This window comes from Chryseobacillus diguaensis, assembly GCF_049220665.1.
Taxonomy (GTDB): Bacteria; Bacillota; Bacilli; order Bacillales; family Bacillaceae; genus Metabacillus_B.
This window is the reverse complement of sequence record NZ_JBMKNV010000003.1, coordinates 121568-135324: the sequence shown is the minus strand read 5'-3', so window position 1 is coordinate 135324 and position 13757 is coordinate 121568. Positions and strand designations below refer to the sequence as shown.

Sequence of the window (13757 nt, the reverse complement as noted above, 5' to 3'; positions counted from 1 at the left end):
ATAAAATGACAGCTAAGATCATTATAGTTCATCAAGAAACGTTTTCGGATCTGCATTGGATTTACCATGGGCTTCTGCAACTGCTTTGTATGCAACAAATCCTTTGATTGTGTTTATTCCTTTCAGCAATGCCTCATTCTCGCTGCATGCTTTCAGAACACCTTTGTTTGCGATCTGCAAGGCATAAGGTACTGTTACGTTTGTAAGCGCAAAGGTAGAGGTTCTTGGCACAGCACCAGGCATGTTGGCTACAGCATAGTGCAGGACATCAAATTTTTCATAAATAGGGTTATCATGTGTTGTGACTTTGTCTGTGGTTTCGAATATCCCGCCCTGGTCAATAGCAATATCCACAATTACAGAGCCAGGAAGCATGGATTTGACCATTTCCTCAGTTACAAGCTTTGGTGCTTTCGCTCCTGGAATTAATACCGCTCCAATGACTAGATCTGACTCTTTTACAGATTCGGCAATATTATGAGGATTGGACATGAGAGTCGTGATTTCGTTTCCGAAAATATCATCAAGCTGACGAAGTCTTTCAGGATTTACATCAAGTATGGAAACTTCTGCTCCAAGACCTATAGCAATTTTTGCTGCATTCGTCCCAGCAACCCCACCTCCGATCACGGTTACCTTGCCTCTTCGGACACCAGGAACCCCCGATAAAAGGATTCCTTTGCCTCCTTTCGGTTTTTCAAGAAATTGTGCTCCGATTTGAGAAGCCATTCTTCCCGCAACCTCGCTCATCGGAGTGAGCAGCGGAAGAGAACCATTTGGAAGCTGTACCGTTTCGTATGCAATGGCTATCACCTTTGAATTGACGAGGGCTTCTGTAAGCTCAGGCTCCGGCGCAAGATGAAGGTAAGTAAACAAGATCAGTCCTTCTCTGAAATACCCGTATTCTGACGGCAGAGGCTCTTTCACTTTCATTACCATTTCTGCACTCCATGCTTCCTCAGCTGTTTCAGCAATACTTGCTCCCGCTTCTATATACTGATCGTCCGTAAAACCGGAACCTTCTCCTGCTTTTGACTCGATTAGCACTTCATGGCCCGCTGCAACAAGATGATTTACCCCTGCAGGTGTGATGGCAACTCTATTCTCATTATTTTTCACTTCAGCAGGTATTCCAATTTTCACAATGCTTCCTCCAGTTGTTTTGTACCTTTTTTGTTGCGCACACGACTTACAGTTAGTATTTTGTTATAGTATATGAAACCGCATAAGAAGCTGTATTGGACAAAATGGAAGCATTGAGAAAAGATAGTAATCTTTTGCCGCTTCAAAGTGATGGTCTTATTCAAAAAAACCGTTTAAGATGGGTTATTAGCTGAATGCTACTGGCGAAATCGATGAATGATATTAGCCCCTCCAGTAATATCTGTTACTGTTCCCGTGACCATATCGGCATTTTCATCACAGAGAAAGGAAATGAACCTGGCTATGTCTTCTCCAGTACCTGAGCGTCCAATAGGAGTATTGTCTTTTCCGAGTTTTCTGGATTCTTCAATAGTGGCTTCCTTCATTTCACCTGCAATATTTCCAGGACAGATCATATTGGCTGTAATGCCATTTTCCGCTTCTTCAATCGCAATGGTTTTAGTTAAAGAAACCAGCCCTACTTTCGCTGCTGAAAATGCCCCTCTGTTCAGCCATCCTGAAGCGTTTTCCGCTTCCTGAAATCCATAGGTAATGATTCTCCCATATTTTTGTTTTCTCATTATCGGTATAACCTTTTTCAGCAAATAAAAAACAGCGCTTAAATTGCCGTCAATCATTTGATTCCACTCTTCTTCACTTGTATCTGCCAGTTTTTTTCTTTCAAAAATATATGGACCTGCATTATTTATCAGACAATCGATTCTTCCGAAGTTGCTGAAGGCCTGTTCAGCAAGATTTGTTAAATCTTTTTTATTTGTCACATCTGCCCTGACAAATTGCAGTCTTTCAGCCAGATCATGATATGTATGTTTCATCTCTTCCACAGCTTTTTCGTCACTGAGGTAGCTGAGAGTTACTGAATAGCCGTTCTCAAGAAATGATTCAGCAACTTTTCTTCCCAATCCTTTTGTTCCTGCGGTTAAAAGAGCATGCCTCAAACTGTTGTGCCTCCTGAAATAATTTCTTTTTAAGGCTCATTTCTTAAGACTCTTTTCTCATTTAGTACTCGAAACCATTAGTATGGCAAAAATTTTAAGAAAAGATGCCATGAAGCTAATCCTTATGCGTGATCAAATCATGTACGAAAAACAACAATCTCTGCGAAAGCAGCCCTTTATAAAGATTGCCGTCCCTTAAAATACAGCTTACAACGGAGAAAAAAGGAAGAATCCTCTATAAATGACTCCATTGAAAAAAGCCGTTCGGGCGCTATTGAAAAATTCGGACTTGAAAGCGGACCTAAGGAAGTAAAACAAAATGGTACGAATATTTTATCATTCAATTTTCTTTTCCTGTAAACGCAGGAAACTTTTTATTGACGGCGATGCGGTGAAAAGAGCAGCCAAATACTTTTTGCCCTTTTTGCTTCTTGGCAAAGGCGTTATTCTCTATTTATACTTTACTACAAATAAAGGTGTTTGGGCATCTGCCAGCACTCAGGGCACTGGTTTTCCAATTGCTTCAATGTGTTTATTCGCAAGCCTTGTATTTGTCCAGTATATATCGGGGGCTATTGCATCTTTTGATATTACCCGCTACGCCAAGTCGCCTGCACACGGATTTTTCGATATGTTTTCTGGAAATACCGGCGGATTTATGATGACTAATAAAGAGCATCTCTAAAGGAGTGACCCTGACTATTCCAAAAAGAAATAAGCGATGTTAAAAACTCTTTTCTTAAACTTTGTTGCTCATGACCTATATTTAGTCCAACAAACCATATCTATTAGGCAAGAATTTTAAGAAATGATGCCCCGAAGCTAGACTAAATGCGTGATATCAGCTTTTACGAATTGCAGCAATCTCTGCGAAAACAGCCTATTAAAAAAAGGATAGAAATCGGGATTCACCCGGGTTCTATCCTTTTAGTTTAGGTTCATACGATAAAATACAGACTTTGCCTAAAAAGTCTTTGTTTAAGGCTCTTTTCTTAAACTTTGCTGCTTCTCACTCTAAATTTCAGCTGCAGGATTCTTGATTTGGCAGGAATTTTAAGAAATGATGCCCCAAAGCTAATCTTAATGCGTTTTCTTTAATACTTACGAATAGCAACAATCTTTGCGAAAACAGCCTTGTTTAAACTTCGTCTGCTTTTTCTGCCTGATCCTGTGTGAAATTTTCATCAAACGGCTGTTCAATCACACCGCTCTCGTATGCATTTTTGATTTGATCAGAAGTTTCTCTCTCGCCTTCTGTTTCAAAGGATATAGATGTGTTATTCGGATCTCTTTTCACCAAGTTTTCACTCCTTTTGCAAACTATTTACATCACTAAGTAGCATTTGCAAAAAGGTAGAGATCTATTTACGTTATAGTGTTTTTAAATCCAATACTTCCTTTTCATCCACCAGTTTTTTTGCCTTCACAATCGCTTCTTTTACTTTAGCAAATCCCGTGCCGCCTTCACTTATTCTTCTTGCTACCGCTTGGTGAGGATCCAATTCATCGTAAAGATTTTCTTCAAACAGAAGAGAGGCATTTTGATATTCCTCTAAGGAAAGATCCTTTAAATATACCTTTTTTTCAATGCATTGATAAACAAGTTTTCCAACTACCTCGTGTGCCTCACGAAATGGCATGCCCCTTTTTGCAAGATAATCGGCAAGCTCCGTTGCGTTGGAAAAATCCTCTTTAGTGGACTGATGCATTTTTTCTTCATTCACAGTCATCGTATCAATCATGCCAGCAAAGATCTTCAGACTGCCATGAACCGTTTGCACTGTATCAAACATGCCTTCTTTGTCCTCCTGAAGATCTTTGTTATAAGCAAGCGGCATGCCTTTCATGATCGTGAGAAGCGACATTAGGCTTCCATAGGTTCTTCCTGTCTTTCCTCTGATCAGCTCGGCCATGTCCGGATTTTTCTTCTGCGGCATCATGCTGCTTCCTGTCGCATACGTGTCATCCAGCTCCACAAATTTGAATTCCTCTGAACACCAAAGAATGATTTCTTCGCAAAATCTGGAAAGATGCATCATCATTATAGAGGAATTCGCTAAAAATTCGAGAATAAAATCCCGGTCGCTCACACCGTCAAGGCTGTTTTCATATATCCCGTCAAATCCCAGCAGCTCTGCACTGTATTCCCGGTCAATCGGAAAGGTCGTTCCAGCAAGCGCCCCGCACCCGAGCGGTGAAAGTCCGATTCTCTTCAGGGATTCCTCCATACGTTCCTTATCCCTCTGAAGCATCCAAAAGTAAGCCAGCAAATGGTGGGCAAATGAAATTGGCTGAGCTCTCTGCAAATGTGTATAACCAGGTAAAATGGTTTCTACGTTTTTTTCCGCTTTTTTTATCAAAATGTGCTGCAGCTCTTGTATTTCTTTAATAATAAGCTTTGTATGCTTCCGCAAGTAGAGATGCATATCTGTCGCCACTTGATCGTTCCTGCTTCGTCCCGTATGAAGCTTCCCTCCTGTTGGTCCGATTTCATCAATCAGGAGCTTTTCCAGATTTAAATGGATATCTTCATATTCACTGGAAAAGGAAAGCTCGCCGTTTTTGGCTTTTTTCAGCAGGGCATGAAGTCCGCCTTCAATGGCTTCAGCCTCATTTTGTTCTATAATCCCGCATTTAGAGAGCATTTTAACATGGGCAAGTGAACCTTCTATATCTTCTTCAACGAGCTCTTGATCAAATTCAATGGATGCTCCGAATTCATCCACCCACTTTTCGGGTGATTTTTGAAAGCGGCCTCCCCAAAGCTTTTTCATGCTTTCACCTTCTTGTTTTTCACTATGCTTGAAACCTTAGTAGGAAGACCATATAAAGAAATGAAACCGACTGCTGCCTGATGATCAAATGCATCTTCTGACGTATAAGTAGCAAGTTTTTCATCGTAAAGAGAGTATTCTGATTTTCTTCCCTCAACGATGGCATGGCCTTTAAACAGCTTAACTCGCACCACACCTGTTACTGTTTGCTGTGTTTCTTTTAAGAATGCTTCCAATGCCGGCTTAAGAGGTGAGAACCATAAGCCGTTATAAATCAATTCCGTCATTTTTTGTTCAACTACCGGCTTAAAGTGGGCCAGTTCTTTAACTAAAGTCAAATCTTCCAGCTCTTTGTGAGCCTTCAGCAATGTAATGGCGCCAGGACATTCATATACTTCACGTGATTTAATCCCAATCAGGCGGTTCTCCACATGGTCAATTCTGCCGACGCCATGCTTTCCTGCGATATGGTTCAGCTTGAGAATGAGCTCTGATAGAGGAAGATTCTGATGATTAAGCGCAGTCGGAACCCCTTTTTCAAATGTAATTTCAATTGTTTCCGGCTGATCTGGTGTTGCTTCAATCGGGCTGGTTAAGTCATATGCTTCTTCAGGAGGTGCTGCCCAAGGATCTTCCAGCACTCCGCACTCGTTGCTTCTGCCCCATAAATTTTGATCGATAGAAAATGGGCTATCCAGTTTTATTGGAATTGGGATATTGTGATATTGGGCATATTGAATTTCTTCCTCGCGTGACCAGCTCCATTCTCTGACTGGCGCTAACACCTCAAGATCAGGATTCAGGGCTTTAATAGAAACTTCAAAACGCACTTGATCATTTCCCTTTCCCGTGCAGCCATGTGCTACGGCATCCGCTCCTTCTTGCTCTGCAATCTCAACAAGCTTTTTTGCTATCAACGGTCTTGATAAAGCTGAGACAAGCGGGTACTTCCCTTCGTACAAAGCGTGTGCCTGCAATGCTATGAGAGCAAATTCTTCAGCAAACTCCTCTTTCGCATCAATTACGTAGGAATTTTCAGCCCCAACCTCAAGCGCTTTGCTCTGTATAAAGTTAAGATCCTTTCCTTCACCAACATCCAGACAGCATGCGATGACAGAATAACCTTTTTCTTGAAGCCATTTAATTGCTACAGAGGTATCAAGACCTCCAGAATATGCGAGAACCACTTTTTGAGCCAACACGAATTCCTCCCACTGTATAATTTCTGTATAAAAATACTTTTGAATTAATAATAATACATTGTATATGCCACTTTACCAACTTTTGATCATTTTTTCAACCCATAAATATTCTTAATTTGAATTCTTTCATAAAATAAATCTATCAAAATTCTATCTCCCTAAATAAATACAGGACAATCGAACCAGTACTTAGAATGGTATATTTTGTATAATTAATTTATCCAATAGACTACTTTTTAAAAGGAGGATTCAAATGACTGTAAAAGCACGAGGAAACGATCAGCATCATGCCCTTTTGCTTTACGATTATCACGAATGGGCGAACAGAAAAGTTATTGATCATATTAGAGGACTGCCTGATGAGCTTTGGGCTAAAAAGGTTCAGAGTGTATTTTCTTCTATACAGGAAACGTTTCTTCATATGATTGCTGCTGATACTATGTGGCTGGATGTTATGAAGCAAAAACCTTTTAAAGAAATTCTTGAAAATATCACAGTGCATAAAAATAAACTTGGAAACTCAAGTTTGGAGGAACTGGCAAAAGCGTATTCGGTGTTAGTAAATACGAGCAAACAGTTTTTTCTTCAGCAGAATGATTTAGAACGGCTAATAATTTGTGATCATCCTTCTTTTGGAAGACTCGAAACCCCGCTGTCACAATGTATACAGCATGTCGTCAATCACGGAACTTATCACAGAGGCAATCTCGCTTCCATGATCAGACAGCATGGATTTGCAGGAGTGCAGACGGACTATATTACTTTTTTATACAATCAGAAATGATCACCTGCAGGATTACACTGTTAATATCCTTAACAAAATAAAAAAGTGTAAAAGGAAAGAACCATTCAACGTTCTTTCCTTTTACACTCTGAAATCGATTTTATAAGTCTTTTTGGATTTCCCTGATAATATGCCCGAGTTCTGGAAGAATCAGTTTTTCCATTGCAAGCTTTACGGCTCCGCTTGAACCTGGAATGACAAAAACAGCTGTGTTGGAAGCTGTTCCAGCAAGGGCGCGGCTTAATATGGCAGAAGAGCCGATATCCTCGAAATAGCTCAAACTTCGAAAAATTTCTCCAAATCCAGGCATTTCCTTATCCAGGAGAGGATGTACCGCCTCAATTGTCACATCCCTCGTTGCAATGCCAGTTCCGCCATTTACGATAACCGCTTTGATTTTGCTGTTCTCACATGCGTACAAAACAGCATTTTTAATCAGCGTTTGCTCATCTTTTATAATTTGATAATCTGTTACTTCATGGCCTTTTGTTATCAGAAGATCCCTGATTAAAGCGCCGCTTTTATCTGTTTCTTCTGTTCTCGTATCACTCACTGTAATAATACTGCAGGCAACAGAAGCAGGGGCTTTTGTTTTGTGTTCTTCCACGCTCATTTTATTCTCCTTCTCTTTCCTTTAATCTTCGGCAGGCATAGTAATTCTGGGCAAAATCCGTTACTTGTTTCGTAAACCGGTAATTAGCTCCTGCGCAGGCAGCTATCCCAATAAGCGGGATTCCCTGAAATACCTTTCTTCTAGCTGCAGATACGATGAAAAACTTTCCTATTTGGGAAGCTGCTTGATGAATAAGAGATTCGTCAGCGAGCTGTTCGTCGCCTTCATATAAAAAAGGGAAATCAGGCATTGAGTCTAGTTCATCCATCAGCCCCACCCACGCCTTCCACCTTAAATGCTTCGGCAGGATTGCAGCATGGTAAACCTTCAGAGAGTTCATCATTTCATAAGGAGAGTTTGTTTCGTATCCATAGCTCATCGCCGCTACTTGAACAGCTTTCATCTGGATAATCGAAAGTGCAGGCAAATCAACCCCAAATAATAAAAGCCCCCCTGCACCAGTCAGACCTCCTTGCAAAAAAGAATATAGACGGTGCTTGGCAAGCTGTGTATTGGCAATAAAATGCTGCTGATCGGCACTTAGTCTTTTGCAGTCATTTATGGATTGAATACTGTTATCGAAATTTTGGGCAATATTGATAATCTTTTTTCCTGAATCGTGTAAAAGCGATGAATTCTGTATAAGGGAATAGAAATGGAAAAGCAGATCATCCACTTTGCTGAAAAATATATTTTTTCTTTCCTCCGGCAGCCTGGCAAGTATTTCTTTTACCCATTCATCATATGTACGCTGCAGTTCCGGCCTCATGTCTTTACGAAGATGCTTTTCCCAAAGATGTATTTCATTTAACAGCCGTTTTTCTCTTGAATTTAACATTCATGATCACCTGCCTGAATTGAAATTACCATCTATTTTTCGATCACTGCAAGGAAGCGGGAGAATAAAGTTCTGTCATCATTATAGCAAAAAAAACAGCCGGCTAGCTTGGCTGTTTTTTAGGACTAACTATTTATTATGGCTCTTTTCTTAAACTTTGTTTTCTTTTCAATTTAGCGGAAACCATCTGTGGCTTTTAAGAAAAGATGCCATGAAGAAAATCTTTTTTATGCGTGTTCTAAGACAGCAAGTCTGACCACATCACGTGCAATCATGACTTCTTCATTTGTAGGGATGACAAAAACTCTTACAAGAGAATGCGGGTAGCTTAACGGGCGTTCTTCTCCATGAAGTTCATTCAGTGCCGGATGCCAGTATACACCCATGAATTCCAGACCTTTTAACACACGTGCACGGACATCACTTGAGTTTTCACCGATTCCTGCAGTAAAGATAATGGCATCTACACCGCTCATTCTTACTGCATAAGAACCGATGTATTTATGAATCCGGCTGGCAAACACTTCAAGTGCAGTTGTCGCTCGGGAATTTCCTTCATGAGTTGCAGATGTAATATCGCGAAGATCACTTGAAAGACCTGAAATACCAAGCAGACCGCTTTTTTTGTTCAGGATTTCAAGAACTTCCTCTGCATTTGATCCTGTTTTTTCCATAATAAAAGGAATAAGGGCAGGATCAATATTTCCTGAACGGGTCCCCATTGCGACACCTGCTAGAGGATTAAAGCCCATAGATGTATCAATGGATTTTCCGCCTTCAATAGCATCGATGCTTGCACCATTGCCAAGATGACATGAAATAAGTCTTAAATGCTCGATTGGACGTCCAAGAAGCTCTGCAGCACGCTCGGAAGCATACTTATGAGATGTACCGTGGAAGCCATATTTGCGGATTCCGAATTTCTCATAGTATTCATAAGGCAAGCTGTATAAGAATGATTGTTCAGGCATTGTTTGGTGAAATGCTGTATCCAAAAACAGCTATAGTAGGCACATTTGGTAGCACTTCCTGGAATGCTTTAATACCAACAACATTGGCAGGGTTATGAAGAGGAGCTTAAACATTGCCGTAAGGACATTTCAAGAGCTTTCAAATCCTGCAATCGGTTACAATCAAAATTCATTTTTTTCTGAAAAGTTTATAGTAGCGCCTGTTTAGCCTCGACAAGCACAGACAGGAAAATTAAACATTAACTAACACCGAACAAATCTAAGGTCCGCACTTACATTCTGATATTCGCTCTTAAATCCCAGTGCACTTATAAATCCCCGTGTCCGCTCATAAATCCCCGTGCTCGCTCTTAAATCCCCGTGTCCGCTCTTAAATCCCAGTGACCGCTCTTAAATCTTCGTGTCCGCTCTTAAATCCTCGTGTCCGCTCTTAAATCATGTCCGCTTTTTAAATCCCCATGTCCGCTTTTTAAATCCCAGTGTCAGCTCTTAAAATTGCCAATCTCCTATTCATCGGATAAAAAACTAATTATTTTCCCTTCTGGATAGGAAACTGCAGAGGTTATTTTATGAAATCAAAAAAAAGGCACCCATTCTCATCGAATCAGTGCCTTTTTTACCTTATCGGGAAATTTTGCTAAGTGTCTCTGTTAAGACAGGAACAATTTGTTTTTTTCTGGAAACTACGCCTGCTAATACAGCGCTGTTTTGTTCCAATACGACGTTGAATGCTTGTTCAACAGCATTGATGTCTCTGCCAAGTGCAATGGCGATGGAATCATTTTTTAAAATGTCTGTCACAATAAATAGGAAGAGATCAAGATTTTTAGCCGTAATAGCCTTGCCCATTTCGAGCTCAATTTCTTCTTTCAATTTAAGAACATCTGTTGGATCAACAGCGTTTACTTGGGCTACTTCGACTTTGCTTTCGCCCATTTGGAATTCTTTTGCATCGAGTGAAATCAGCTGTGCTACTGATTTATCTCTAAGGTCTGCGCCAGCCTTCAGCATTTCAAGGCCATAGCTTTCTGGGTCTACACCAGCAATTTCAGCAAGAGCATGAGCAGCAGCTACATCCTCTTCTGTGCAAGTTGGAGATTTGAATAGAAGAGAATCAGAAATGATGGCAGAAAGCATCAAGCCAGCAATTTCCTTGCGGATTTCAACGCCTTTTTCTTTATAAAGCTTATGTAAAATCGTTGCTGTGCATCCAACTGGCTCTGCACGATAATAGAGCGGGTCACTTGTTTCAAAATTGGCAATGCGGTGATGATCGATCACTTCAAGTACGCGCGCCTCACGGATATCGTCAGCACTTTGCTGTGCTTCATTGTGATCTACAAGAATGACGCCGCTTGCTTCTGCAACCGTTTCTACAAATCTTGGCGCCTCAGTATTGAATGTATCCAAAGCGTATTGAGTTTCTCCATTTACTTCACCCAGTCTGACAGGCTCTGCTTCTACACCCAGTCTGTTTTTCAATTCAGCATAGGCAATCGCAGAACAAATTGTGTCAGTGTCAGGGTTTTTATGGCCAAATACGAATACTTTTTCCATTTTTATCTGCTCCTTGACTATTATAAATTAGATCCCGCCAGATGAAACTGGCAATCTAAAATCATTTTAACATACACTTACGCTTGTTACATAAATCCAAGGCCTGCCCCTCCAATATTCCCAAATATTGAACACTATCCCGCCAATGACAATGAGTATGGAAATAAATCCCTCAAACCGGGAACTACCATATTCGCAATATCCTGTGCACGTTTTTCAGCCACAGCAATAATGTGCCATACGTTCATTTGCACGCCAATATCAAGGATGATGGATATTAAAATAACAAATCCAAAGCTAGCAGCTAATTTTTCAGTAAATACTGGGTTTTGTGTCAGGAAACCCGGCCCTATTGCCGAAGTTGCCATTAGAAACGCAGCACCAAGAAGCAGGCTAACCCTATTTTCTTTCATAAACAACCTCCCTTTTCTGTAAAGGCTTTAATGGTTATATCCGCTTTCTTTAATGCCTCTTGAATGGATTTAGCAAATGATAGGGCATGTGAACCGTCCCCGTGAATACAGATGGTATCAGCCTTTATGCTGATCTCATTCTCTTGAAGAGTATGGACCTTTTTTTCCGTTATCATGCGCACTGCCTGCTCTATGGCCTTCTCATCCTCTGTTATGAGAGCGCCTTTCTTGCTGCGAGCTGTTAAGGTCCCATTTTCCTGGTAGGTTCTGTCTGCGAATACTTCATTTGCTGTTCGAATACCGATTGCTTCTCCTTGCTTAATCAATTCACTTCCGGACAATCCAAATAAAATGATCTCAGGATCGAGGTCATAAATCGCTTCAGCGATCGCTTTTGAAAGTTCAGGGTTAACAGCTGCCATGTTGTAAAGCGCTCCGTGAGGCTTAACATGCTGCATTCTCCCTCCTGCAGCCTTCACAAACCCATAGAGTGCTCCGATTTGATAAATTACCATTTCGTAAGCTTCCTGCGGTGTAATGTTCATGTTCCTTCTTCCGAATCCAAGCAAATCAGGCAGACCTGGATGGGCACCTATTGCCACCTCTTTTTGCAGGGCAAGTTCAACAGTTTTTTTCATCGTTTTCGGATCACCGGCGTGGAAGCCGCACGCAATATTAGCTGAAGTAACAAACTGCAGTATTTCTTCATCATTTCCCAGGTGGTAAGCGCCAAAACTTTCCCCTAAGTCACAATTCAAGTCAACCTTCATTTCAGGCTCCTCCCGAGATTTTTTTCTGTAGCCAGTACTTCACCATTTTGATTACTTTCTCTTTTTCTAAAAGCAGCTTTTGCGCTTCTTCAATCGTTGCCTTCTTAAACTGGATCTTTTCACCCGGCTTCAGTTGAGCAAGAATCGGCAAATCGACTGTAATCACATGGCCGAGCTTTGGGTAGCCTCCTGTCGTTTGATGGTCTGCCATTAAGATAATCGGCTGGCCATTTGATGGTACCTGTATGGTTCCAAACGTCACAGCTTCTGATAATAATTCTTTTTTTTCCATTGTTGTAAGCGCAGGACCTTCGATTCTGTAGCCCATTCGGTCAGACTGGCTTGAAAGCTTGTACTCGCTTTTCCAAAATTCATTCTGGCTTTCTTCTTCAAACCACGAATATTCTCTGCCCTCCGTTATTCTGACAAACTGGCTGCTTTCTGTTTTTTCTTTAAATGGAGGTTCTACAAACCATGATGCTTCCTTAAAAGCTTCCTTCCCAGATCCTTTTATTTCTTCCGTAAAGGCTGACAGCTCTTCAGGAATGTCTGAATATTCCAGCAGATCATTTTCTCTAATGAGTCTTCCTTGAAATCCCCCTAGTCCAGCTTTTGTATAGGTAGAAAAACTGCCAAGAATCTCTTTTACTTGATAACCTCCAGCAATGGCCATATAGGCTCTGCATCCTTTAACAGGAGCTCCGAATTCAAGTATGCTGCCTTCTTTTATGTATATTGGTTTCCACATGGATACACGGGTTTTATTAATCTTTGGCGACAGGTTTCCGCCCGTAAGAGAAATGAGGCAATCCTTCTGAAACTCCATGGTCGGTCCTAGCAGGGTCATTTCCAGTGCTGCAGCTCCATCACGATTGCCAACAAGCATGTTGGCATAACGATAGGAGTATCGGTCCATAGCACCGCTTACAATAACACCCTCTTTTTGAAAACCGTATCTTCCGCTGTCCTGAATCGTTGTATGCAAACCCGGCTGCAGGATTTTGATGCTCATGCTTCCCCTCCTTCCCTCAATCGATAAAATTCAGCTTTGGAAACAGGAGTAAAAGCAACTCTGTCACCAGCTTTCAGTAAGCTTGGCTCCTCTTTTTCCGGAGTAAAAAGAGCAAGCGGTGTTTGTCCAATAATTTGCCATCCTCCAGGCGTTTCAATTGGGTAAACGCCTGTTTGTCCGCCTGCAATGCCGACAGAGCCAGCAGGAATTTTGCCTCTCGGGTTTTCTTTTCTCGGACAGGCAATCGTCTCAGGCATGCCGCCAAGATAAGGAAATCCCGGTGCAAACCCAATCATATACACGGTGTATTCATTCGCTGAATGTATAGCAATGACTTCTTCCTTGGATAGCTTGTTAACTTCTGCAACATGTACAAGGTCTGGGCCGAATTCATCTTCATAGCAGACAGGTATGGAAATTGTCCTGAAAGCTTCTTCATTAAAACCTTTAGAATCCCTTAGCATATGGCAAATTTCCCTTTTTGCCACATGATAAGGCGAGGAAGCATTGTCCAAAAGAGCAGGATCGTAAATAATAGTAACGGTTGTAAATGCAGGAATGTATTCAATCATCCAAGGCAAAGAAGACTGCTCAAGCTGTTTTGTAAAACTGAGAATTCTCTTCCTGACTGTATTGTCTATTTCTTTGCCAAATTCAATTAGTATGGCCTGATCACCAAGCGGGTAAATTTCTTCTAAAGCTTTAATGGTCATTCTTTCAT

General features: G+C 41.1%; 13 protein-coding genes and 2 pseudogenes. 2 read left to right on the top strand and 13 right to left on the bottom strand.

Translation table 11 applies throughout. The features are described from left to right. Window positions 1-21: 21 nt before the first annotated feature. Both ald and ACOT8F_RS05745 read right to left on the bottom strand, forming a co-directional pair. Window positions 22-1143 carry an alanine dehydrogenase gene (gene ald / locus ACOT8F_RS05750; protein ID WP_421650617.1) on the bottom strand — a complete coding sequence of 374 codons (1122 nt, stop codon included), beginning with the start codon at window positions 1141-1143 and terminating at the stop codon, window positions 22-24. Window positions 1144-1340: 197 nt separating this feature from the next. Continuing rightward, window positions 1341-2102, bottom strand: coding sequence for an SDR family oxidoreductase (locus ACOT8F_RS05745; RefSeq protein ID WP_421650616.1), 762 nt, complete (start codon window positions 2100-2102; stop codon window positions 1341-1343). Between the two features lie 319 nt (window positions 2103-2421). Here ACOT8F_RS05745 and ACOT8F_RS05740 point away from each other — a divergent pair, with 319 nt between their 5' ends. Further along, the gene (locus ACOT8F_RS05740) at window positions 2422-2787 is read left to right on the top strand and encodes a hypothetical protein (RefSeq protein WP_421650615.1); all 366 of its coding nucleotides are present in this window, start codon (window positions 2422-2424) and stop codon (window positions 2785-2787) included. A gap of 453 nt (window positions 2788-3240) precedes the next feature. Here ACOT8F_RS05740 and ACOT8F_RS05735 read toward each other — a convergent pair whose 3' ends face one another. The 3 genes from ACOT8F_RS05735 to ACOT8F_RS05725 form a co-directional block, all read right to left on the bottom strand. Beyond that, a complete protein-coding gene (locus tag ACOT8F_RS05735) occupies window positions 3241-3399 on the bottom strand; it encodes a hypothetical protein (protein ID WP_421650614.1) in 159 nt (52 codons plus the stop codon). A gap of 73 nt (window positions 3400-3472) precedes the next feature. Then, the gene (gene argH / locus ACOT8F_RS05730; RefSeq protein ID WP_421650613.1) at window positions 3473-4876 is read right to left on the bottom strand and encodes an argininosuccinate lyase; all 1404 of its coding nucleotides are present in this window, start codon (window positions 4874-4876) and stop codon (window positions 3473-3475) included. Next, complete coding sequence (locus tag ACOT8F_RS05725) at window positions 4873-6075, bottom strand: argininosuccinate synthase (RefSeq protein WP_421650612.1); 1203 nt, start codon at window positions 6073-6075, stop codon at window positions 4873-4875. Before ACOT8F_RS05725 ends, argH begins: the two co-directional genes overlap by 4 nt. A gap of 256 nt (window positions 6076-6331) precedes the next feature. Between ACOT8F_RS05725 and ACOT8F_RS05720 the strand changes: the two genes are divergently transcribed. Next, window positions 6332-6862: a DinB family protein gene (locus ACOT8F_RS05720; protein WP_421650611.1), complete on the top strand. Its 531-nt coding sequence runs from the start codon at window positions 6332-6334 to the stop codon at window positions 6860-6862. A 100-nt stretch (window positions 6863-6962) separates the two neighbouring features. Here the strand turns inward: ACOT8F_RS05720 and ACOT8F_RS05715 are convergent, their stop codons facing one another. The 8 genes and pseudogenes from ACOT8F_RS05715 to pxpB form a co-directional block, all read right to left on the bottom strand. Then, on the bottom strand, window positions 6963-7475 hold the full coding sequence (locus tag ACOT8F_RS05715; protein WP_421650610.1) for a MogA/MoaB family molybdenum cofactor biosynthesis protein: 513 nt from the start codon (window positions 7473-7475) through the stop codon (window positions 6963-6965). Window position 7476: 1 nt separating this feature from the next. Further along, the gene (locus tag ACOT8F_RS05710) at window positions 7477-8313 is read right to left on the bottom strand and encodes an EcsC family protein (RefSeq protein ID WP_421650609.1); all 837 of its coding nucleotides are present in this window, start codon (window positions 8311-8313) and stop codon (window positions 7477-7479) included. A gap of 227 nt (window positions 8314-8540) precedes the next feature. After that, window positions 8541-9390 (bottom strand): annotated as a pseudogene (locus ACOT8F_RS05705) (acetate kinase); the annotation flags it as partial. A gap of 515 nt (window positions 9391-9905) precedes the next feature. Next, complete coding sequence (locus ACOT8F_RS05700) at window positions 9906-10841, bottom strand: manganese-dependent inorganic pyrophosphatase (RefSeq protein WP_421650608.1); 936 nt, start codon at window positions 10839-10841, stop codon at window positions 9906-9908. 95 nt (window positions 10842-10936) lie between these two features. Continuing rightward, window positions 10937-11254: pseudogene (locus ACOT8F_RS05695) on the bottom strand (hypothetical protein); the annotation flags it as partial. Further along, complete coding sequence (locus ACOT8F_RS05690) at window positions 11251-12024, bottom strand: LamB/YcsF family protein (RefSeq protein WP_421650607.1); 774 nt, start codon at window positions 12022-12024, stop codon at window positions 11251-11253. The pseudogene ACOT8F_RS05695 and the gene ACOT8F_RS05690, both read right to left, overlap by 4 nt. A gap of 1 nt (window position 12025) precedes the next feature. Further along, entirely contained in the window at window positions 12026-13036 is a 1011-nt protein-coding gene (locus tag ACOT8F_RS05685; RefSeq protein ID WP_421650606.1) for a 5-oxoprolinase subunit C family protein, read from the bottom strand. Continuing rightward, window positions 13033-13749 carry a 5-oxoprolinase subunit PxpB gene (pxpB, locus tag ACOT8F_RS05680; RefSeq protein WP_421650605.1) on the bottom strand — a complete coding sequence of 239 codons (717 nt, stop codon included), beginning with the start codon at window positions 13747-13749 and terminating at the stop codon, window positions 13033-13035. Before pxpB ends, ACOT8F_RS05685 begins: the two co-directional genes overlap by 4 nt. Between the last annotated feature and the right edge of the window lie 8 nt (window positions 13750-13757).

What these genes read in the sequence shown, in the direction of transcription:
- ACOT8F_RS05740 (WP_421650615.1), top strand. Translation starts at nt 2,422, where the DNA reads ATGGTACGAATATTTTATCATTCAATTTTCTTTTCCTGTAAACGCAGG.
- ACOT8F_RS05685 (WP_421650606.1), bottom strand. Translation starts at nt 13,036, where the DNA reads ATGAGCATCAAAATCCTGCAGCCGGGTTTGCATACAACGATTCAGGAC.
- ACOT8F_RS05710 (WP_421650609.1), bottom strand. Translation starts at nt 8,313, where the DNA reads ATGTTAAATTCAAGAGAAAAACGGCTGTTAAATGAAATACATCTTTGG.
- ACOT8F_RS05690 (WP_421650607.1), bottom strand. Translation starts at nt 12,024, where the DNA reads ATGAAGGTTGACTTGAATTGTGACTTAGGGGAAAGTTTTGGCGCTTAC.
- ACOT8F_RS05700 (WP_421650608.1), bottom strand. Translation starts at nt 10,841, where the DNA reads ATGGAAAAAGTATTCGTATTTGGCCATAAAAACCCTGACACTGACACA.
- ACOT8F_RS05720 (WP_421650611.1), top strand. Translation starts at nt 6,332, where the DNA reads ATGACTGTAAAAGCACGAGGAAACGATCAGCATCATGCCCTTTTGCTT.
- ACOT8F_RS05715 (WP_421650610.1), bottom strand. Translation starts at nt 7,475, where the DNA reads ATGAGCGTGGAAGAACACAAAACAAAAGCCCCTGCTTCTGTTGCCTGC.
- argH (WP_421650613.1), bottom strand. Translation starts at nt 4,876, where the DNA reads ATGAAAAAGCTTTGGGGAGGCCGCTTTCAAAAATCACCCGAAAAGTGG.
- pxpB (WP_421650605.1), bottom strand. Translation starts at nt 13,749, where the DNA reads ATGACCATTAAAGCTTTAGAAGAAATTTACCCGCTTGGTGATCAGGCC.